The 20930-nt window shown below is 56.0% G+C and carries 16 protein-coding genes; 7 read left to right on the top strand and 9 right to left on the bottom strand.

Features of this window, described 5'->3' with window-relative positions:
• Positions 1–7: 7 nt before the first annotated feature.
• Positions 8–1657: a hydroxylamine reductase gene (gene hcp, locus KGP17_RS09415; protein ID WP_059200375.1), complete on the bottom strand. Its 1650-nt coding sequence runs from the start codon at positions 1655–1657 to the stop codon at positions 8–10.
• A gap of 179 nt (positions 1658–1836) precedes the next feature.
• Positions 1837–2733 carry a lysine exporter LysO family protein gene (locus KGP17_RS09420; protein WP_059200376.1) on the bottom strand — a complete coding sequence of 299 codons (897 nt, stop codon included), beginning with the start codon at positions 2731–2733 and terminating at the stop codon, positions 1837–1839.
• A gap of 180 nt (positions 2734–2913) precedes the next feature.
• On the opposite strand from KGP17_RS09420, the gene KGP17_RS09425 reads away from it, so the two are divergent.
• Positions 2914–4569: an ATP-dependent endonuclease gene (locus KGP17_RS09425; protein ID WP_021804956.1), complete on the top strand. Its 1656-nt coding sequence runs from the start codon at positions 2914–2916 to the stop codon at positions 4567–4569.
• Here KGP17_RS09425 and KGP17_RS09430 read toward each other — a convergent pair.
• Positions 4566–5507, bottom strand: a complete 942-nt coding sequence (locus KGP17_RS09430) for a VirK/YbjX family protein (protein ID WP_223499218.1) — start codon at positions 5505–5507, stop codon at positions 4566–4568. The two genes, KGP17_RS09425 and KGP17_RS09430, sit on opposite strands and share 4 nt — an antisense overlap.
• Before the next feature lie 196 nt (positions 5508–5703).
• Between KGP17_RS09430 and macA the strand changes: the two genes are divergently transcribed.
• Positions 5704–6819 carry a macrolide transporter subunit MacA gene (gene macA, locus KGP17_RS09435; RefSeq protein ID WP_024486524.1) on the top strand — a complete coding sequence of 372 codons (1116 nt, stop codon included), beginning with the start codon at positions 5704–5706 and terminating at the stop codon, positions 6817–6819.
• Positions 6819–8765: a macrolide ABC transporter ATP-binding protein/permease MacB gene (macB, locus tag KGP17_RS09440; protein ID WP_059200378.1), complete on the top strand. Its 1947-nt coding sequence runs from the start codon at positions 6819–6821 to the stop codon at positions 8763–8765. Before macA ends, macB begins: the two co-directional genes overlap by 1 nt.
• A gap of 76 nt (positions 8766–8841) precedes the next feature.
• Here macB and cspD read toward each other — a convergent pair whose 3' ends face one another.
• Positions 8842–9063 carry a cold shock-like protein CspD gene (gene cspD / locus KGP17_RS09445; RefSeq protein ID WP_021804952.1) on the bottom strand — a complete coding sequence of 74 codons (222 nt, stop codon included), beginning with the start codon at positions 9061–9063 and terminating at the stop codon, positions 8842–8844.
• Between the two features lie 344 nt (positions 9064–9407).
• Here cspD and clpS point away from each other — a divergent pair, with 344 nt between their 5' ends.
• The 3 genes from clpS to KGP17_RS09460 all read left to right on the top strand — a co-directional run bounded on the left by clpS (position 9408) and on the right by KGP17_RS09460 (position 13627).
• On the top strand, positions 9408–9728 hold the full coding sequence (gene clpS, locus KGP17_RS09450) for an ATP-dependent Clp protease adapter ClpS (RefSeq protein WP_021804950.1): 321 nt from the start codon (positions 9408–9410) through the stop codon (positions 9726–9728).
• Between the two features lie 26 nt (positions 9729–9754).
• Positions 9755–12034, top strand: a complete 2280-nt coding sequence (gene clpA, locus KGP17_RS09455; protein WP_024529873.1) for an ATP-dependent Clp protease ATP-binding subunit ClpA — start codon at positions 9755–9757, stop codon at positions 12032–12034.
• A 120-nt stretch (positions 12035–12154) separates the two neighbouring features.
• A complete protein-coding gene (locus KGP17_RS09460) occupies positions 12155–13627 on the top strand; it encodes an IS1182 family transposase (protein WP_223499149.1) in 1473 nt (490 codons plus the stop codon).
• 268 nt (positions 13628–13895) lie between these two features.
• Here KGP17_RS09460 and infA read toward each other — a convergent pair whose 3' ends face one another.
• The 5 genes from infA to trxB form a co-directional block, all read right to left on the bottom strand.
• On the bottom strand, positions 13896–14114 hold the full coding sequence (gene infA / locus KGP17_RS09465; RefSeq protein ID WP_002211347.1) for a translation initiation factor IF-1: 219 nt from the start codon (positions 14112–14114) through the stop codon (positions 13896–13898).
• Positions 14115–14220: 106 nt separating this feature from the next.
• Entirely contained in the window at positions 14221–14946 is a 726-nt protein-coding gene (gene aat, locus KGP17_RS09470) for a leucyl/phenylalanyl-tRNA--protein transferase (RefSeq protein ID WP_223499219.1), read from the bottom strand.
• Between the two features lie 30 nt (positions 14947–14976).
• Positions 14977–16713: a cysteine/glutathione ABC transporter ATP-binding protein/permease CydC gene (gene cydC, locus KGP17_RS09475; protein WP_115159635.1), complete on the bottom strand. Its 1737-nt coding sequence runs from the start codon at positions 16711–16713 to the stop codon at positions 14977–14979.
• 2 nt (positions 16714–16715) lie between these two features.
• On the bottom strand, positions 16716–18482 hold the full coding sequence (gene cydD / locus KGP17_RS09480) for a cysteine/glutathione ABC transporter permease/ATP-binding protein CydD (RefSeq protein ID WP_021804946.1): 1767 nt from the start codon (positions 18480–18482) through the stop codon (positions 16716–16718).
• A 258-nt stretch (positions 18483–18740) separates the two neighbouring features.
• Complete coding sequence (gene trxB, locus KGP17_RS09485) at positions 18741–19712, bottom strand: thioredoxin-disulfide reductase (RefSeq protein ID WP_223499220.1); 972 nt, start codon at positions 19710–19712, stop codon at positions 18741–18743.
• Between the two features lie 697 nt (positions 19713–20409).
• Here trxB and lrp point away from each other — a divergent pair.
• On the top strand, positions 20410–20904 hold the full coding sequence (gene lrp, locus KGP17_RS09490; RefSeq protein WP_021804943.1) for a leucine-responsive transcriptional regulator Lrp: 495 nt from the start codon (positions 20410–20412) through the stop codon (positions 20902–20904).
• Positions 20905–20930: the final 26 nt, after the last annotated feature.

Below are 20930 nucleotides of genomic sequence, written 5' to 3' on the forward strand. Positions count from 1 at the left end.
AACGGCCTTAGCCGAGAAGGGTTTGCATATCCTGCTCTACGGTGGTGACCGAACGCAGGCCGAATTTTTCATTCAGCACCGCCAACAGATTGTCGGTCAGGAAGGCCGGGGCGCTTGGGCCGGTGACGATATTTTTCACCCCTAGCGACAGCAGCGTCAGCAGAATGACGATCGCTTTCTGCTCGAACCACGACAGCACCAGGCTGAGCGGCAGATCGTTGACCGTGCCACCGACTTTCTCGGCGAGTTTGACCGCCAGCATCACGGCGGAGTAGGCATCGTTACATTGGCCAACGTCCAGCAGGCGCGGTAGCCCTTCCAGCGTGCCGAAGTCCAGCTTGTTGAAGCGGTATTTACCGCACCCCAGCGTCATGATCAGGCAATCTTGCGGCACGCTGCGGGCAAAATCGGTGAAATAGCTGCGTTCGTCACGGCTGCCGTCACAGCCACCCACCAGAAATACGTGGCGCAGTTTTTTCTGTACTACCAGATCAACCACGGTATCGGCGGCGCTGAGCAGTACCTGGCGGCCAAAACCGACGGTGATCAGTTGTTCGATTTCGCTGTAAGGGAAGCCAGCCAACTGCTGAGCTTGAGCGATCACGGTGCTGAAATCATCCCCTTCCAGATGGTTGACACCAGGCCAGCCAACGATGCTACGCGTCCAGATGCGATCGCCATAGTTGCCGACGTTCGGATCGATAATGCAGTTGGAGGTCATGACGATCGAACCCGGGAATTTGGCAAATTCGGTCTGCTGATTTTGCCAGCCACTGCCGTAGTTACCCACCAGGTGCGGGAATTTTTTCAGCTCTGGATAGCCATGGGCCGGTAACATTTCGCCGTGGGTATAAACGTTGACGCCGGTGCCTGCGGTCTGTTCCAGCAGCAAGCGCAGATCTTTCAGATCGTGGCCGGAGATCAGGATCGCCTTGCCTGCCACTGGACGCACGTTGACCGTGGTCGGCTGCGGATCGCCGAAGGCACCGGTTTCGCCGCGATCCAGAATAGCCATCACGCTGAAGTTCATTTTGCCGATGGCCATCGAGTTGTTCAGCAGGGTGTCCAGATCGCTCGGTTGGGTACCCAGCCAGGCCATGAAGGCGTGGTAATCGGCATAGATCTGGTTGTCGAACTGGCCCAGCACATGGGCATGTTCCATATAGGCGGCGGCCCCTTTCAGGCCGTACAGGCACAGCATCCGCAGGCCGTGGATATCGTCGCCTACCTCGGCTTTATCTTTATTGAGGGCAAACTGCGCGGCCTGTTGTAACAGCGCAGGCATATCGTTACCAGCCAGTTGCAGCTGGGCCAGCGGATGATCGACCTGCACGCTGGCGTCGAGCAGGCGGCAGCGAACCGCCAGCGAGTCACGCAGGGCAATGGTGTCACGTGCATAGCCGATAATGCGTTCGGAATCGAAGTTAACGTTGGTCAGCGTAGAGAAGAAGGCGCGTGGGGAGAAACTGTCGACATCATGATCGATAATACCCAATGCACGCGCCTGCAAGGCCCAGGCAGAGAGCCCTTGCAGCGCCGCTATCAACAGATCCTGCAGGTCGGAGGTTTCTGCCGTTTTGCCGCACATCCCTTGAGCGTAGGAGCAGCCGTTACCTGCCGGTGTCCGGATGGTTTGTTCACATTGCACACAGAACATAATCGCTTCCTTTTTTAAAGTTGCATTTATAATGCTTGTTTTGAAGCATAGATCGATGACGCAACCTTAAAAAGGCTTTTGTGATACAACTTTAACAAAGTTTGATTTAGAACAAGTTGGCGTGCGGATGGGAATTATTACGCTTTGACAGCAGGCGCGGCGAGCCGCGCCCGTGGGTATCAGGAGAACAGGGCGATTAACACCGGAGCCAACAGGCTCAGCAAGAATCCGTGCACGATGGCGGGAGGCACCATTTCTATCCCGCCGCTGCGTTGCAGAACCGGCAGGGTGAAATCCATCGAAGTGGCACCACATAAACCTAACGCAGAGGAGCGACTACGGCGCACCAGCGTAGGGAGCAGCATTATTGCCACCAGCTCACGAGCCAGATCGTTGAAGAAGGCGGCGCTGCCCATCACTGGGCCATAGGCGTCGGTGATCAGGATGCCGGAAAGGGAGTACCAGCCAAAACCCGAAGCCATCGCCAAACCGGCTTTCAGCGGCAACCCCAGCAGCAGTGCGGCCACTGCACCACCCGCCAGCGAACTGAGCGCCACCACCACGGCGACCATCATGCCACGGCGATTGAGGGCAATCTGGCGTAGCGTCATCCCACTGTTGCGTAACTGTGCGCCCACCAGAAGCAACAGAAACAGCAGGGCGTATTCACTGCCTTGGCCAGCAAATTGCAGCCAGTGCCACTGGGTGAGTCCCAAGGCAAAGCCACCCACCACCACCCCACAGAGCTTCAGGGATTCCAACGCCATATGCAGGCGTGAAGGCAATGTTTCTTGCTTGTGAGTACTGTGCCAGGGGCGGCGGCGTTCAAACAGCGATAACCACAGAAGATTGGCGCAGAAAATGCACAGAAAAAACACCAGGGTGTACTGAAAGATCAGCATCAGGTTGCTGCTGAGGTTTTCCAGGAATGCCAGGCTGATCCCCATAATGAACAGGATCACATACACCATCCAGCTCAGCAGCCGGTTAATGGCCCGGATCAGGGTGACGCTACGCAAGGGGACAAGATAACCGACAATTAGCGGTATCAGTATAATCAGCAGTCCTGAATACATGTGAAACAAGCGTCCTTTAATCTGGAGGGAATACGGCAAACCTAACACGCTAACCAAAATGGGCGGCGGAGTAAAGTGGCGGATTTACGCGGTTTGCAGCACGCGGTGGCAATGTCTGCTTGACCTGTAATGGCTTTATTGCTCATCCTCAAGGTATCAGGCGAATAAAGGAGTCAGCAGATGTACCTGGAGCGTATTGAGATTGTAGGATTCCGCGGTATCAACCGGCTTTCATTGACGCTGGATGATAATACCGTGCTACTTGGGGAAAATGCCTGGGGCAAGTCCAGCCTGCTGGACGCCATGACCTTTTTGCTGGCCCCCGAACAGACGCTGTACCGCTTTGAAGCCAAAGATTTCTACTTCCCACCTGGCGACGAGGCGGCCAAAGATCGCCATTTGCAGATTATCTTCACCTTTTGTGAAAAGGATACCGGCCATGCGCATCTGCCGCGCTATCGCCATCTTTCGCCGCTGTGGTCGAAGGGGGAAGATAACCTGAGCCGCATCCACTACTGCTGCGTGGGGGAATTAGACGATGATGGCACGGTATGCACCTGGCGGCGTTTTCTTGATGCCGAGGGCAACGCATTGCACCTGCACCATATCGATCAACTGGTGCACGCCCTGATCCGTATTCATCCGGTGCTGCGGCTGCGTGATGCGCGCTTTATTCGCCGCCTGCGGCCCAGCTCACTCAGCGATCGTCTCCCTGCCGATAACGAAGCCTTGGCACAGCAGTTGGATCAACTGACGCGCGAACTGGTGCGCAATCCGCAAAAGTTGACTAACGCCGAACTACGGCAGGGCCTGGCGGCGATGCAGCAACTGCTTGAACACTATTTTGCCGAGCAAGGTTCGCAGATTGCCGGGCCTCGCCATCGTCGCCAGCCGGAACAACAGGCGTGGCGATCGCTAGACAGCATCAACCGCATGATTGCCGAACCTAACAGCCGCAGCATGCGACTGATCCTGCTGGGGATGTTCTCTACGTTACTGCAGGCCAAGGGAAACGTAAAACTCGATCCCCATGCACGGCCATTATTGCTGGTAGAAGACCCGGAAACGCGCTTGCATCCCATCATGCTGTCGGTAGCCTGGGGGTTGCTCAACCAGATGCCGTTGCAACGTATTACCACCACCAACTCCAGCGAGCTGGTGTCGCTGGTGCCGGTGGAGCATATTTGCCGCCTGGTGCGCGAATCGGCCCGGGTTGCCACCTATCGCCTCGGGCCAAAGGGGCTAAGTGCGGAGGATGGGCGGCGCATAGCGTTCCATATCCGCTTTAACCGGCCCGCCTCGCTGTTTGCCCGCTGCTGGCTGCTGGTGGAAGGGGAAACCGAGGTCTGGCTGCTTAACGAACTGGCGCGCCAGTGTGGCTATCGTTTCGAGTCCGAAGGTGTGCGGGTCATTGAGTTTGCCCAATGCGGGCTGAAACCCTTGCTGAAGTTTGCCCGGCGCATGGGCATTGAATGGCACGCCCTGGTGGATGGCGACGAAGCCGGGAAGAAATATGCCAATGCCGTGCGCAGCATGCTGGATAACCACGAGGATAACGAGCGCGATCGTTTGACCGCACTGCCTGCGCCGGATATGGAACATTTCATGTATCGGGAAGGATTCAGCTCGGTTTATCACCGGGTGGCTTCGGTACCGCTAAAGGTACAGATGCCGGTGCGTAAGGTGATCCTCAAGGCGGTGCATCACACTTCAAAACCCGATCTGGCGATTGAGGTGGCCATGCAGGCCGGGGCGTGGGGCACCGACTCGGTGCCACCGTTGTTGAAGAAAATGTTCTCCCGCGTGATGTGGCTGGCGCGGGGCCGGGCGGATTAACAAAAGTGTTTGCTAATCCCCTCTTGAAGCTCATCCAGTAACTGGTAACGGCGGCGATATTCCGCGCGTTTTTTGCTGGCGATGGTTTCCATCGGCTTGCGGCCAATGTGCTCGGGTAACAGGAAATAGCCGTTATCGAGTTGCTTGCCGCCCATGGAAAGCCAGAACTGATCGTAATCGGCATGCAGCTGGCTTTTCTTTTTGTGGTGGTAGCGCCAGTTCTGGTAAATATGGGTGGTGTTGCCTACCGCGATCAACTGCCGGATCCCCAGCTGTTGGGCCAGGTGGCAAATGCCTTCCAACACCAGGCGTTTTGGAAACAGGCCGTGGCAGGCTTTGGTCGTATTCTGGATCTCAGCGTGCGGCACCGTGGAGTTGGCGCCTTGCATACCGCCGATAAATAACGTGGGTTGTTGCTGGTAATTCATCAAGGTGAAGGTCATTTCAGCCAGCATGATCCCTTGGCTATTGCGCAACAGCAGGGTCGTTTCACCCTCTTTATTCAAGTGGTCCAGAGAGGCCAGTTGCAGGCAGATCTGCTCGCCATTTTTGTCCTGTGCACGGCTTAAGGTAAAGGGATGGCTACCCAGTTGGCCGAGGTGCACCTTCAGCGGCATGCGTTGAGAGAGCAGATCGTAGTGATCACGCAGGGCAAAAAGACGGTCGATGCGGCTCATGTTGTTCGCCAGATAGGGGCGATGCAGTTTGCAGGGTAGATTGGGTTGTGCGCTTAAAATCTCATCCAGCAGCGGGTTGGCGGCCAGCGTATTGAGCAGGCTGCGAGTCGTGGGCCAGCACAGTAGCGAACGGCCAAGAAACTTAAGGCGGAATGACGTTTTTTTCCAGGCATTGCTGGGCACTTTCTCGCCGTTGATCAGTGCCGTCATCAGTTGGCTGGCCGGTTTGGCCGATATGAGTGGATAGCTGAGCTGAGACATGATGAAATCCTGGTCTGTGTCTAAATGACTATTTCATCAAGGCTTCACTAAACAGAAGTTCAATACGGTACGGCAAAATTGCCTTGCTCGAAATACGTTGAGCCTTGGTTTAGTTATCGGAAACGCAACATGCTAATTTACTTGGGTTGCCATGGTTGGCAGCCTGAGAATGACAGGAAATAGGTAGGAACAAACATTGACGTGGTTATTCAAAAGTAAGAAACGTGGGTTGCTGGTGTGCGCCGTTCTGGTGGTGCTTGCCGTTGTGGCTTATTGGCACTTTAGCCATCCGGCTCCGGTGGAGTTTAAAACCGTCAAGGTCGCTAAACGCGATCTGGAGCAAAGCGTATTGGCAACCGGCCAACTGGACGCGGTGCGTAAGGTTGATGTGGGGGCTCAGGTCAGCGGACAGTTGGAGAGCCTGAAGGTCGAGATTGGCGATAAGGTGCAAAAAGGCCAACTGCTCGGCATTATCGATCCCGAACAGGCACAAAACAGCATTCGCGAAGGCGAAGCCACGCTGCAGCAACTGCAAGCCCAGCTGCAACAGGCTTTGGCAGAGCAACAACTTGCGGCGGTGACCTTGCAGCGTAACCGCGAACTGGCCAAGGTGCAGGCGGTGTCGCGCCAGGATTTGGATAAATTCACCACTGAGCTGGCGGTAAAAAAAGCGCAGGTTGAAACCACCAGAGCACAGATCGCCAAAAATCAGGCCAGCCTGGATACCGCCAAGATCAATCTCGCTTATACCCGTATCGAAGCGCCGATGGACGGTGATGTGGTTCAGATCACCACCTTGCAGGGCCAGACGGTGATCGCCGCGCAGCAAGCGCCCAACATTCTGACGTTGGCAGACATGAGTAGCATGATGGTGAAGGCCCAGGTTTCCGAGGCGGACGTGATCCACCTCAAGCCGGGGTTGAAAGCCTGGTTTACCGTGCTGGGCGATCCGAGCAAACGGTTTGACGGCGAGCTGAAAGACATTCAGCCCACGCCAGAGAAGGTCAACAATGCCATTTTCTATTATGCGCGTTTCGAAGTGCCAAACCCACAGGGCTTGCTGCGTCTGCAAATGACCGCGCAGGTGCATATTCAGCTGGCTGGCGTCAGCGATGCGCTGGTGATCCCGCTGGCGGCATTGGGGGATCAGATCGCCGATAACCGTTACCACATTTCGGTACTGAAACAGGGCAAGGAAGAGAAGCGCGAAGTTACGATCGGCATTCGCAACAATGTGGATGTGCAGATTGTCAGTGGGTTGCAGGCCGGTGAAGAAGTGATTGTCAGCCGCGGCGGCGCGGAGGCCAGCTGATGACGGCACTGTTAGAACTGAGTGATATCCGGCGTAGCTACCTCTCCGGCGACCAGACCATAGACGTGCTGAAAAACGTCAGTCTGCGCATCAACGCTGGTGAGATGGTGGCGATTATGGGGGCTTCTGGCTCCGGTAAATCGACGCTGATGAACATTCTCGGCTGCCTGGACAAGCCCAGCGCCGGGACTTACCGTGTGGCCGGGCAGGATGTGGCAACGCTTGATGGCGATGCGCTGGCCCAGCTACGGCGCGAGCACTTTGGCTTTATCTTCCAACGCTATCATCTGCTACCCCATCTGAGTGCGGCGCATAACGTGGAGGTGCCTGCGGTTTATGCCGGGCTGGGCAAGGCAGCACGGCGCGAAAGGGCGGCGGCCTTGTTGCAACGTCTGGGGCTGGGGGAACGTATCACCTACCGGCCAAGCCAGCTTTCGGGGGGGCAGCAGCAGCGTGTCAGTATTGCGCGGGCTTTGATGAACGGTGGTCAGGTGATCCTGGCGGATGAACCGACCGGTGCGCTCGACAGCCATTCCGGTGAAGAGGTGATGACGATCCTCAAGCAACTGCGCGAGCAGGGGCACACGGTGATTATCGTCACGCACGATCCGGCGGTAGCGCAGCAGGCAGAGCGGATTATCGAAATCCGCGACGGTGAAATCATCGCCGACTCTCGGCCACAGGCGCAGGGTAACCCGCAGGCCAAAATGCTGGATATGGCTGCGCCAGCGCCTTCCTGGCAGCAGGTAGCTGGCCGTTTCCGTGAGGCGTTGGTGATGGCTTGGCGTGCTATGGCAGCCAACAAGATGCGCACGGCGTTAACCATGTTGGGGATCATCATCGGCATTGCCTCGGTGGTCTCAATCCTGGTGATCGGCGACGCGGCCAAGCAGATGATCCTGGCAGACATCAAATCCATTGGCACCAACACCGTGGACATCTATCCCGGCAAAGACTTTGGTGATGACGATCCCAGCTTCCGCCAGGCGTTGAAGTATGGCGATCTAAGCGCGTTGCGTGAACAACCCTATGTCAGTGCGCTTTCGCCGAATATCAGCAGCAGCATGCGGCTACGGTTTGGCAATATTGATGTGGCCGCCAACGTCGCGGGCGTCGGTGAACAATTTTTCCGAGTTTACGGCATGACGCTTTCCCAGGGGGTAGGCATCGATGCCCTACAGGTGCAATCCCAGGCGCAGGTGGTGGTGATCGACGCCAATACCCAGCGGCGGCTGTTCCCGCATAAAAAAAACGTGGTGGGTGAGGTGATCCTGATCGGCAATATGCCAGCCACGGTGGTTGGTGTGGCCAAGGAAAAGCAGTCGATGTTCGGCAGCAGCAAGGCGCTGAGCGTATGGGTGCCCTATAGCACGATGGCCAATCGCCTGATGGGCAATGACTATTTTGACTCGATCACCGTGCGTATCCGTGAGGGCTATAACAGCCAGGAAGCGGAACAGCAGTTGACGCGGTTGCTGACGCTGCGCCACGGCAAGAAAGACTTCTTCACCTACAACATGGACAGCCTGGTGCAAACCGCGGAGAAAACCACCCGCACGCTGCAACTGTTCCTGACCCTGGTGGCGGTGATTTCGCTGGTGGTTGGCGGGATTGGGGTGATGAATATCATGCTGGTCTCGGTAACGGAAAGGACGCGTGAAATCGGCATTCGCATGGCGGTGGGGGCGCGCTCTGGCGATGTCCTGCAACAGTTCCTGATCGAGGCGGTGCTGGTCTGCCTGGTGGGGGGCGCGCTGGGGATCGCGCTGTCGTTCGCGATTGGCCTGCTGGTGCAATTGGTGATGCCGGGCTGGCAGATCAGCTTCCCGCCGGTCGCCTTGCTAAGTGCGTTCTTGTGTTCCACCGGTATTGGCGTGGTGTTCGGCTATCTGCCGGCACGCAGTGCTGCTCGCTTGAATCCGATTGACGCCTTGGCGCGCGAGTAACGGCAAAAATAAAATGCCAGCCGTATGGCGGCTGGCATTTTGAGTTGACAGTGCAGAAGTGGCTGAAGGGGAGCGTTTAGGCCATTGCCTCGCTTTCCAGCGGCATAATCAGGCTCGCGTGGTTCCCTTTCGGCCCTTGATGTACGTCGAACCTGACCTGTTGGCCCGCTTTCAACGTTCGGTAGCCATCCATTTTAATTGTTGAATAATGCGCGAAGATATCTTCACCGCCGCCTTCCGGGCAGATAAAGCCGAACCCTTTGGCGTTATTGAACCATTTAACAGTACCCGTCTCCATGTTGCTACATCCCTCGCAATGCTATTTTTAAAATGAGATGAATAACTGATCCAGGTGAGTACCAACTGGTCAAAAGACCAACAACTCACAAAATTACACTCTAGAGCAAATGATCAACACGTCAAGGGATCGGCCAATGACCGCGTCGGGCAGTTCACCAAAGTTTGAAGTAGTTAACGCTATTGACATGGTTTGGTAACAGATTGTGGCCGCGATAAGGGTGATTAATCGCGTTGTGCTGCGGCACGTTAACCGCGAAGATGGTAAAATAGTCTTGATACTCCCGTTTGAATAACCCGAACATGGCCCCATATACTGAGGCATGGCAGAGAAGATGAGCAGCAATGGGCAATAGCAACGATTGGCTAAATATTGAACACTTGGCTGAAGAAAAACAAATCGATGCGGTAAAACCGCCGTCAATGTATAAAGTTATACTTAACAACGACGATTACACACCGATGGAATTTGTGATTGACGTTCTGCAAAAGTTCTTTTCTTATGATATTGAACGTGCAACGCAACTGATGCTCACGGTCCACTATCAAGGCAAGGCGATCTGCGGTGTTTTCACCGCTGAGGTCGCGGAAACCAAGGTGGTCCATGTGAACCGTTACGCAAGGGAGAATGAGCATCCGTTGCTCTGTACGCTGGAAAAAGCCTGAAAAGGCAATCTATTGGGGAGGTGCCTATGCTCAATCAAGAATTGGAACTCAGTCTCAACATGGCTTTCGCCAGAGCGCGCGAGCACAGACATGAGTTTATGACCGTGGAGCACCTGTTGCTGGCGTTACTCAGCAACCCTGCCGCGCGCGAAGCGCTCGAGGCTTGTACGGTGGATCTGGCCGCGTTACGCCAGGAGCTGGAAGCCTTTATCGAACAAACCACACCAACGCTGCCCACCAGCGAAGAGGAGCGCGATACTCAGCCGACGCTCAGCTTCCAGCGTGTACTGCAGCGTGCGGTATTCCACGTGCAGTCCTCCGGCCGGAGCGAAGTGAGCGGTGCCAACGTGTTGGTGGCGATCTTCAGCGAACAGGAGTCCCAGGCGGCATACCTGCTGCGTAAACACGACGTCAGCCGTCTGGACGTGGTGAACTTCATTTCACATGGTACACGTAAAGATGAGCCGGGCCAGGCACCTAATGCGGAAAACCCGGTAAACGAAGAGCAGCCTGGAGGGGAAGACCGTATGGAAAACTTCACCACCAACCTCAACCAACTGGCCCGCGTCGGCGGTATCGATCCGCTGATTGGCCGTGACCGTGAACTGGAGCGCGCCATTCAGGTGCTGTGCCGCCGCCGTAAAAACAACCCGCTGCTGGTGGGGGAATCCGGCGTAGGTAAAACCGCCATTGCCGAAGGGCTGGCCTGGCGGATCGTGCAGGGCGACGTGCCAGAGGTGATGGCAGACTGCACCCTCTATTCGCTGGATATTGGCTCATTGCTGGCGGGCACCAAATACCGTGGCGATTTCGAGAAGCGCTTCAAGGCGCTGCTCAAACAGCTGGAGCAGGATAAGAACAGCATCCTGTTTATCGACGAAATTCACACCATCATCGGTGCCGGTGCGGCTTCCGGTGGGCAAGTGGATGCCGCCAACCTGATCAAACCGCTGCTGTCGAGCGGCAAGATCCGGGTGATTGGTTCCACCACCTATCAGGAGTTCAGCAATATTTTCGAAAAAGACCGTGCGCTGGCGCGTCGCTTCCAGAAAATAGACATTACCGAGCCGACGCCGGAAGAGACCATTCAGATCATCAACGGTCTGAAAACCAAGTACGAAGCGCACCATGATGTGCGTTACACCGCTAAAGCGGTTCGTGCTGCGGTAGAGCTGTCGGTGAAATACATCAACGACCGTCATCTGCCGGACAAGGCAATCGACGTGATCGATGAGGCTGGTGCGCGTAGCCGGTTGCTGCCGGTGAACAAGCGTAAGAAAACGGTCAACGTGGCGGATATTGAATCCGTGGTCGCACGTATTGCGCGTATCCCGGAAAAGACCGTCTCTGCCAGCGATCGCGACGTGCTGAGAAGCCTGAGCGACCGCCTGAAAATGCTGGTGTTTGGCCAGGATCCGGCCATCGAGGCGCTGACCGAAGCGATCAAGATGAGCCGTGCCGGTCTGGGCCAGGATCGCAAGCCGGTGGGGTCCTTCCTGTTCGCCGGGCCGACCGGGGTAGGGAAAACCGAGGTTACCGTGCAGCTGGCGAAGGCGCTGGATATCGAATTGTTGCGGTTTGATATGTCCGAATATATGGAACGTCATACCGTCAGCCGTCTGATTGGCGCACCTCCGGGCTACGTCGGTTACGACCAGGGCGGCCTGCTGACCGATGCGGTGATCAAACATCCGCACGCGGTGGTCCTGCTGGATGAAATCGAGAAAGCGCACCCGGACGTGTTCAACCTGCTGTTGCAGGTGATGGACAACGGGACGCTGACCGATAACAACGGCCGTAAAGCAGACTTCCGTAACGTGATCCTGGTGATGACCACCAACGCCGGGGTACGTGAAACCGAACGCAAATCGATTGGCCTGATCGAACAGGACAACAGCATCGACGCGATGGACGAGATCAAGAAGGTGTTTACGCCAGAATTCCGTAACCGTCTGGACAACGTCATCTGGTTCAACCATCTGTCTCCTGCGGTGATCCAGCAGGTGGTCGACAAGTTTATCGTCGAACTGCAGGCGCAGCTGGATGCGAAGGGCGTGTCGATGGAAGTGAGCGACGAAGCGCGTGACTGGCTGTCGGTGAAAGGCTATGACCGTGCGATGGGCGCTCGTCCAATGGCGCGTGTGATGCAGGAAAGCCTGAAAAAACCGCTGGCCAACGAACTGCTGTTTGGCTCACTGGTGGACGGCGGCTCGGTGAAAGTCGAGCTGGACGCAGACAAGAAACAGCTGACTTACCACTTCCTCAGCGCGCAGAAGCGTAAAGCGGATGAAGGTGCGGTGCACTAAGCGGTAGGCTGGTAACGAAAAAGCGATGCCTTGGCATCGCTTCTGATTGATGACAAAGTCCTGGCCGTGAGGCCAGGACTTTGATCTAATAAGGTCAGTGCAAAAAACGGACTGACTGCCATGCTCAAAGAACCTTCTCCCCATCAGTACCAGTTTGAAACCATTACCCTTGATGAACTGGTTCCCGAAGACCATCTGGTTCGTCAAATCGATGCCGCCATCGACTTTGAATTTATCCGCGATGCCGTTGCTCATCTCTATTGCCCCGATAACGGCAGGCCTGCTATCGACCCCGTTCGCCTGATTAAAATGATGCTGCTGGGCTACCTCTTCGGGGTCCCCTCCGAACGCCGTCTGGTCAAGGAAATCCAGGTCAATGTCGCTTACCGCTGGTTCCTGCGTATGGGGTTGACCGAGAAGGTCCCGGACGCCTCAACTCTCAGCCAGAACCGTATCCGTCGCTTCAACAACAGCGATGTCTTCCAGCAGATTTTTGACCATATCGTGTTACAGGCTCTGGGTCAGGGCATGGCCAACGGGCGTGTGCTTTACACCGACAGTACCCACCTGAAAGCCGATGCCAACCCGCGCAAGGCCGTGAATGAACTGCGCCCTGAAGGGGTCAGTGAATACTTCACACAGTTGAATGACGCCGTGGAGGCCGACAGGAAGAAACGCGAAAAAAAGCCGCTACCCGCCGCAAGAAAAACAACCAAAAACGACGCCGTTAAGAACACCAAAGTCAGCACCACCGACCCGGAAAGCGGCTTTATGCACCGGGACAACAAGCCAAAGGGCTTCTTCTATCTGGACCACCGCACGGTGGACGGCAAGCACGGCATCATCATGGATACGCATGTGACACCGGGCAATGTGCACGACAGCCAGCCGTTCATCGGCAGGCTGGCACGGCAGGTGGAGCGGTTCAACCTTGATACGGTCGCCGTGGGTGTGGATGCGGGTTACTTCACCGCAGCGGTGTGCCATCTGACGCAGGAAATGGGTATCACGTTGGTTCCTGGCTATCGCAGACCGCACAAAGGTCAGAATGACTTCCAGAAAAAACACTTCAGATATGACGAGGCGCGTGATGTGTATGTGTGCCCGGCAGACGAGTTGCTGATATACGGCACGACAGACCGCAACGGTTATCGGCATTACCGTTCAGACCCGGCAGTGTGCCAGCGGTGCGAGCAGAGAGGACAGTGCACGCAGAACAGCAAGGCGCAGAAAACGATAACCCGGCACGTCTGGGAGGCGTCAAAAGAAGAGGCCAACAGGTTGCGGCTGACGAAATGGGGCAAAAAGATATACGCCCGGCGCAAGGAAACGGTGGAGAGAAGCTTCGCGGATGCGAAACAGCACCATGGTCATCGATATGCGCGGTTCCGTGGGCTGTCGAAAGTACAAATGCAGTGCCTGCTTGCGGCCACGGCGCAGAATATGAAGAAGATAGCGCTACTGGCGCTACTTTATTGTCTTTACCGGTGGTGGAAAGCCTCTTGGGAAGGCCAGCAAGATGCCTTGGGCGAACAGACGTCGCAAATGAGGTGGTTATGGAAAAATATCGCGATCGCGACCTGCGGTCGCTAAAAAAGAAGAACCCCACCTGAAAATGTGGGGTTCGTCAGCAGTCTGAAGCGATGCCTTGGCATCGCTTTTTTTATACGTGAATTTCACGGCCTACGAAATTGAACCAGGTCGGGGCGAACAGATTCGCCTCAACAAAATGAGTGAGCCCTCTCAGTTTACCTGCGCCAACACAACTCGGTGGAGAACGTTGCTGCGGGGGTAAACGGAAAGGGCTCTTTTGAGGGATCACATCCTCGGTGTCGCCAGTGGCTGGCGACGGGTGAGCCGATTAACGGCTACGGAAGACAATGCGGCCTTTGCTCAGGTCGTACGGGGTCAGCTCTACAGTGACTTTGTCACCCGTCAGGATGCGGATATAGTTTTTGCGCATTTTACCGGAGATATGAGCGGTAACCACGTGCCCGTTTTCCAATTCAACACGGAACATGGTGTTCGGCAGCGTATCAAGAACGGTGCCCTGCATTTCAATATTGTCTTCTTTGGCCATCGAATCCTCTAGGTGTAACTACCTTAGTTTTTAACCGGCAAGATAATGCCGAAAAACCCACATTATGTAAAGGAGTGTCGGTGAACAATGCACCGATTCCACAAAATTAGTCAGTTTGGGAGGGCAGTTCAACCAGCTGTGGGGGTATGACTTGCGCTGTCCAGCATTCCGGCGCTAACACCCTGCGCTGAAGGTTGCTCAACTGCTGCAAAAATTGGCGGCGGGGAATTTCTCTCGCTCCAAGCCGGGCAGTGTGAGCGTTAAGCACCTGACAGTCAACCAATTCTCCTCCATAACCGGCAAAATGGCGGCAAAACGCCCATAAAGCACACTTTGATGCGTTGGTGGTGCGGCTAAACATCGATTCACCGCAGAACAGCGCTCCCTGGGCGACACCGTACAGGCCGCCGACCAGCTCTTCCCCCTGCCACACCTCAATGGAATGGGCGTGCCCAAGGTGATGCAGTTGTAAATAGGCACGCTGTACCTCCTCGCCGATCCAGGTGCCTTCATCGGGGCGGTATGCACAGGCGGCGATCACGGCGGCAAAATCATGATTGAGGGTAATGCGGAACGGCGGGTTGCGCAGGAATCGCTTGAAGCTGCGGCTGACATGGTAATCCGTTGGGAACAGCACCGCTCGAGGGTCCGGTGACCACCATAGGATGGCTTCCCCAGGCGAATACCAGGGGAAGATCCCGCGCTCATAGGCTGCCAGCAGCCGCGCAGGCGTCAAATCGCCACCGATGGCCAGCAGTCCGTTAGGATCGTGCAGGGCGGCCTCTGGTGAGGGAAACGCTACAGACTGCGATGACAGCTTAACAATGCGCATAAAACCTCTTAGCGTCGCCCACAGGCGGTTCTACAGCGATAGATTACTGATACGTTGGTGGAATTGGGCGTAACGGCCAGGCTGGCGCATTAGCGCCGCGTGGCTGCCTTGTTCCACGATACTGCCACCGTCCATCACGCAGATGCGATCGAAATGCTCCAGCCCATAGAGTCTGTGAGTCACCAGAATTAATGTCTTGCCGCGACAATGCTGGCGGAGCAGGGCCAGGATCTGTTGTTCGGTTTCGGCATCCAGCCCTTCGGTTGGCTCATCAAGCAGCAATAGCGGGGCTTGATGCAGCAGGGCACGGGCAATGCCCAGACGGCGTTGCTCACCGCCGGAAAGCTGGCGGCCACCTTCACCCAGCCAGGCATTCAGCCCCTCATTTTCCAGCAGCTTATCCAGACCAACTTGTTGCAGTGCGAGGTTTAAGTCCTCATCGCTGGCCGCAGGTGCGGCGATACGCAGGTTTTCACGCAGCGTGCTGCTGAAGATATGCACCCGCTGGCTCACTACCGTAGTCATGGCGCGCAGCGTAGCTTCATCATAGCTGGCCAATGGTTGGCCGTTGAGCAGGATTTGGCCGCCGTCGGCATTCCAGGCGCGGGTCAGCAATTGCAATAGGGTCGATTTACCACAGCCGGTACGGCCCAACAGCGCGATGTGCTCACCAGCGGCGATGTTCAGCGTCACGTTGTTCAACACCGGCAGCGGCTGGTCGGGATAGGTGAAGGACACCTCGCTCAGTTGCAGTTCTGCGCCCGGCTGTGAGGCTGGGCCACTGGCAGGGAAGGTGACTTCCGGTTGCTGATCGATGATCTGCTTGACCCGGGTCGCCGAAGCGATCACCTGGCCCAGATGTTGGAACGCGGCGGCGACGGGCATCATGGCTTCAAAAGAGGCCAGGGCGGCAAAGGCAAACAGGGCAATCAGGGCCCCGGGTTGGGTATCGCCACCGATCCCCGCAGCGGCAAGCCACATCAATAGCGTAACGGTGAGGCCACTTGCCAGGATCATCAGCGCCTGGGCAATCCCCCCAAGTGAAGCCTGTTGCCACTGACGGCTCTGCCAGCGCTGTTCGGTTGCGTTGAGCTTATGCCGGAAACTGTCCAGCGCACCAAACACCACCAGTTCGGCCTGCCCCTGGAGCCAGGCGGTCAGGTCGGTGCGGTACTGGCTGCGTAACAGGGTCAACTCTCCCCCGATGGGCTTACCTGCGCGATAGAAGACCGGCGGAACGGCCAGCAACAGCAATAACAATATTCCGCCCAGCGTCAGGGCTAACGGAACATCCAGCCAACTGAGGCCGAAGGTGACTACCACAATCACCACCGCAGCGCTGACCATTGGCGAGATAACGCGTAGGTAGAGGTGATCTAGCGTATCAACGTCGGCAACCAGGCGGTTAAGCAGCTCAGCCTGACGGAAGCGGGCAATACCACCCGGTGACAGCGGCAGGATCTTGCGGAAGGTAAATACCCGCAGATGGGACAACACGCGGAAAGTGGCGTCATGGCTGACGACCCGTTCTGCATAACGCCCGGCGGTACGGAAGATTGCCGCGCCCCGTACGCCAGCGGCCGGTAGCATGTAGTTGAAGGTATACAACCCCGCCAACCCGGCGAGCGAAGAGGCGGCCAGGAACCAGCCGGACAGCGCCAGCAGGCCGATACTGGCCAGCAGGGTGACGATAGCCAGCACGATACCCAGTAAAATCAGAAACGTGTGGCGGCGATACAACGCCAGGAATGGCAGCAAAACGCGCATGATTATAGCTCCCCGCTGCGGTGTGCAATCAGTTTGGCAAACAGACCGGGCTGGGCGCTCAGCGTGGCGTAGTTGCCCTGCTGCACGATTTTGCCGCTGTCCATCACCCAAATCTGGTCATAATCTTCGGTATCTTCCAACTGGTGCGTGACCAACAGCGTGGTCTGCTGATGGGAGGCGGCATTCAGCGCCTGCATCACCAAACGTTCGCTGTGGGCGTCCAGGCTGGCCGCAGGTTCATCCAGTAACAGCAAGCGGCGGGGGCTGAGCAGTGCTCGCGCCACGGCCACACGCTGAGCTTGCCCAACGGAAAGGCGGGCAGCGCCATCGCCCAGATCGGTTGCCAATCCCTTCGGTAAATGCGGCAGGAATTCACTGACGTAAGCCTGTTCGACGGCCTGCTGCAATTGGGTTTCGCTGGCCTGTGGGTAGCCGAGCAGAATATTGTCCCGCAGAGTTTGGGCTGGCAGATGGGGGTTTTGCCCCACCCAGCCCAGTTGCTGACGCCAGTTAACCGCATCCAGCTCGCGCAGTTCGATGCCGTTGATCAGCAACGAGCCACGATAGGGCAGGAAGCCCAGCAGCAGATTCAACAACGAACTTTTCCCCGCACCGCTAAGCCCGACTAAGGCAATGCGCCGGTTGGCAGGCAAGGTAAAATCAAGGGGGCCTGCAAGCACTACCCCATTGGGCGAGAGGATTTCCAACTGCTGTGCCCGTATGGTCAGTGGTTCTTCGCTATTTAGCGTTTGAGAGCCATTGCCAACCTGCTCGCCCTCGGCGGCCAGGAAGGTTTCCAGCGCTTCGGCAGCGCCCACGGCCTGGGCTTTGGCATGGTAAAAGGCGCCCAGATCGCGCAGCGGTTGGAAAAACTCCGGTGCCAGGATCAGCACCAGAAAACCGGCAAACAGCGTTACGCCCATGCCATAGCTGCCAAAGTCCAGTTCACCGAGGTAGGAGAAGCCAAAATAGACCGCCACCACGGCGATGGAAATCGAGGCGAAGAACTCCAGCACGGCGGAGGAGAGGAAGGCCAGACGCAGCACTTCCATGGTGCGCTGGCGAAAATCTTCTGAGGATTTGGCAATGTGATCGGTTTCCGCCTGGCCGCGATTAAACAGACGCAGAGTATCCAGGCCGCGCAGGCGATCGAGGAAATTGCCGCTGAGCCTTGCCAGCGCGACAAAGTTACGGCGGTTGGCATCGGCCGCACCCATACCGACCAGTGCCATAAACAGCGGGATCAGTGGGGCGGTAGCCAGCAGGATAAACCCGGCCGCCCAGTTGATCGGGAAGACGGTGATCAGGATCAGCACTGGGATAAACACGGCCAAATACATTTGCGGCAGATAGCGGGAATAGTAATCCTGCATATCCTCAATCTGCTCAACGATGATGCTGGCCCAGCTCCCGGCGGGCTTGCCCTGGATCCAGGCGGGGCCAAGCTGTTGCAGCTTATCCAGCACCTGCGAACGCATACGCTGGCGAATGACCTGCCCGCAGATGAAGCCAACCCGTTCGCGCAGCCAGCTCAGGAAGGCGCGCAGGGCAAAGGTGGCGGCCAACCAGATAAACGACGAAACCAGTTCGCCACGGGGCTGATGTTCAATAATCAGCGCATGGAGCAGTGAGGCCAACAGCCAGGCCTGGGCGACGATCAAAATGCCGCTTGCCAGGCCTAACAGCATGGATAAACGTAGCCAACGCTGCGCCAACGTACTCTGTGTTTTGAGCCAACGGGTTAACTGGTGCTGTCTGGTTTTTTTCATCAGGTGTCTGCGTCGCCGATGCCTGTTGTAGCAGGCTTGGTTAACGTACTGTTAAAAAAGTGTTTGTCTCAGCGGAAAATAAGACAAGTGAACGCTAATGTTACCTCGTCACTCGGTAGACGTGAACTAAATATCCCTTTCATCACTTGGGTAACAGTCACGTTTTTAGCGCGGATGGGGTTGTTTTGAACTTTGAGGGGCGGGGGGATAGAAATAAGGCGGCCAACAGGCCGCCTCGCTATCATTGCTGATGGGGGCTTACTTAACTTCGGCCTGTGCGATACCGTCGAGATAGCGTTCGGCATCCAGTGCGGCCATACAGCCGGTTCCGGCTGAGGTGATCGCCTGGCGGTAAATGTGATCCATGACGTCACCTGCGGCAAATACGCCAGGAATGGAGGTCTGGGTCGCGTTGCCGTGAATACCGGACTGCACCTTGATATAGCCGTTTTCCAGCTCAAGCTGCCCGCCAAAGATCGCGGTGTTCGGGCTGTGACCGATCGCGATAAATACGCCGGCAAGCTCTAACTCTTTGGTTTGCTCAGCGTCTTTGGTGCTGCGTAAGCGCATCCCGGTGACGCCCATCTGATCGCCCAACACTTCGTCCAGCGTGCAGTTCGTATGCAGGATGATGTTGCCGTTCTTCACTTTTTCCATCAGGCGATTGATCAGGATCTTTTCGCTGCGGAAAGTGTCGCGGCGGTGCACCAGGTGAACCTCAGAGGCGATGTTTGACAGATACAGCGCTTCTTCCACGGCGGTGTTGCCACCACCGACTACGGCGACCTTCTGGTTGCGATAGAAGAAACCATCGCAGGTGGCACAGGCGGAGACCCCTTTGCCCTTGAAAGCTTCTTCCGATGGCAGGCCTAAATAACGGGCCGATGCGCCAGTAGCGATAATCAAGGCATCGCAGGTATATTCGCCGCTATCACCCAACAGGCGGAAAGGACGGTTCTGCAGATCGACACTGTTGATATGGTCAAACACGATCTGGGTGTCGAACTTTTCTGCGTGCTCACGCATCCGCTCCATCAGCGCCGGGCCGGTCAAGCCTTCGGCATCGCCTGGCCAGTTCTCGACTTCGGTGGTGGTGGTCAGCTGACCGCCTTGCTCCATACCGGTGATCAATACCGGGTTCAGGTTCGCGCGTGCTGCATAAACCGCTGCGGTGTAGCCAGCCGGGCCAGAGCCCAGGATCAATAATTTGCTATGTTTAGCCGTGCCCATGAATAACCTCGTTTCCCACAATGGCGGACAATGAAACCGATTGTAGGGAAAATACGGCAGTAAAAAAAGCGCCAGGGGATGTTGTTACCGATTTGTTTGATAATCAGCGCCTATTAGCCGCGATTTTATCCTTGGGCTGGGAGAGGTAACAGCAGCAATAATTTTGTACAGCAATGGGTTAAAAATGCGTTTTTTGTCGGGTTTATGTGGGCAACTACCCGGTTTCGGGTAGGGGAAATTCCTAATAAAAAATCAGGTGCTCAGTTTTGCTGGCGGTACGTTCTACTGATTTTAGTTCTTTTACTTTGACAATCCGCTGCGCATTTGCGAAAACATCATTGGAAGAAGAAATTAACCCCGTGTCAGCTGCAAATCGTAGGCATTTTCGCCACCCAGGCAGAATATTGTCGGGGCGCGACGGGTGAGGGAGGGTTTGCCCTGACGGGGTTGATGGATTTCTGAACGTAAATCATTTGAATTCGTTGCCCAGAGGTGACAGACAGGCTGGGCAACGGCGGAAGATGGTAGTGACAAAGAGTGACGAAGCACAAGGGCGGTTGGTATTACGTATCCTGTTCCCTCAGGGGGATGAACCGCTAAACACTGGCATCGGGTCTTCGCTTGGAACAAATCCTTGCACATTGACGTTGGCTAGGGTGTGGCAAGTGCAGGGAAGAACATAAGAGAGACAATAATAATGGTAGATACTAAAAAACGCCCGGGTAAAGATCTCGACCGTATCGATCGCAACATCCTTAATGAGTTGCAGAAGGATGGGCGCATTTCGAACGTCGAACTTTCAAAGCGCGTGGGGTTATCCCCAACCCCTTGTTTGGAGCGTGTGCGCCGTCTTGAGCGTCAAGGCTTCATTCATGGGTATACCGCATTGCTTAACCCGCATTATCTGGACGCTTCCCTGCTGGTCTTCGTGGAAATCACGTTGAACCGCGGTGCGCCGGATGTGTTTGAGCAATTCAACTCTGCGGTACAAAAACTTGAAGAAATTCAGGAGTGTCATCTGGTTTCCGGTGATTTCGACTACCTGTTGAAAACCCGTGTACCAGATATGTCAGCTTATCGTAAGCTGTTGGGCGAAACTCTGTTGCGTTTACCGGGGGTGAATGACACCCGTACTTACGTCGTGATGGAAGAAGTCAAACAGAGTAACCGTCTGGTTATCAAAACACGGTAAGGTGCAGGTGCAAAACCTGATTAAAT

This window comes from Serratia sp. JSRIV001 (genome assembly GCF_019968745.1).
GTDB lineage: Bacteria > Pseudomonadota > Gammaproteobacteria > Enterobacterales > Enterobacteriaceae > Chania > Chania fonticola_B.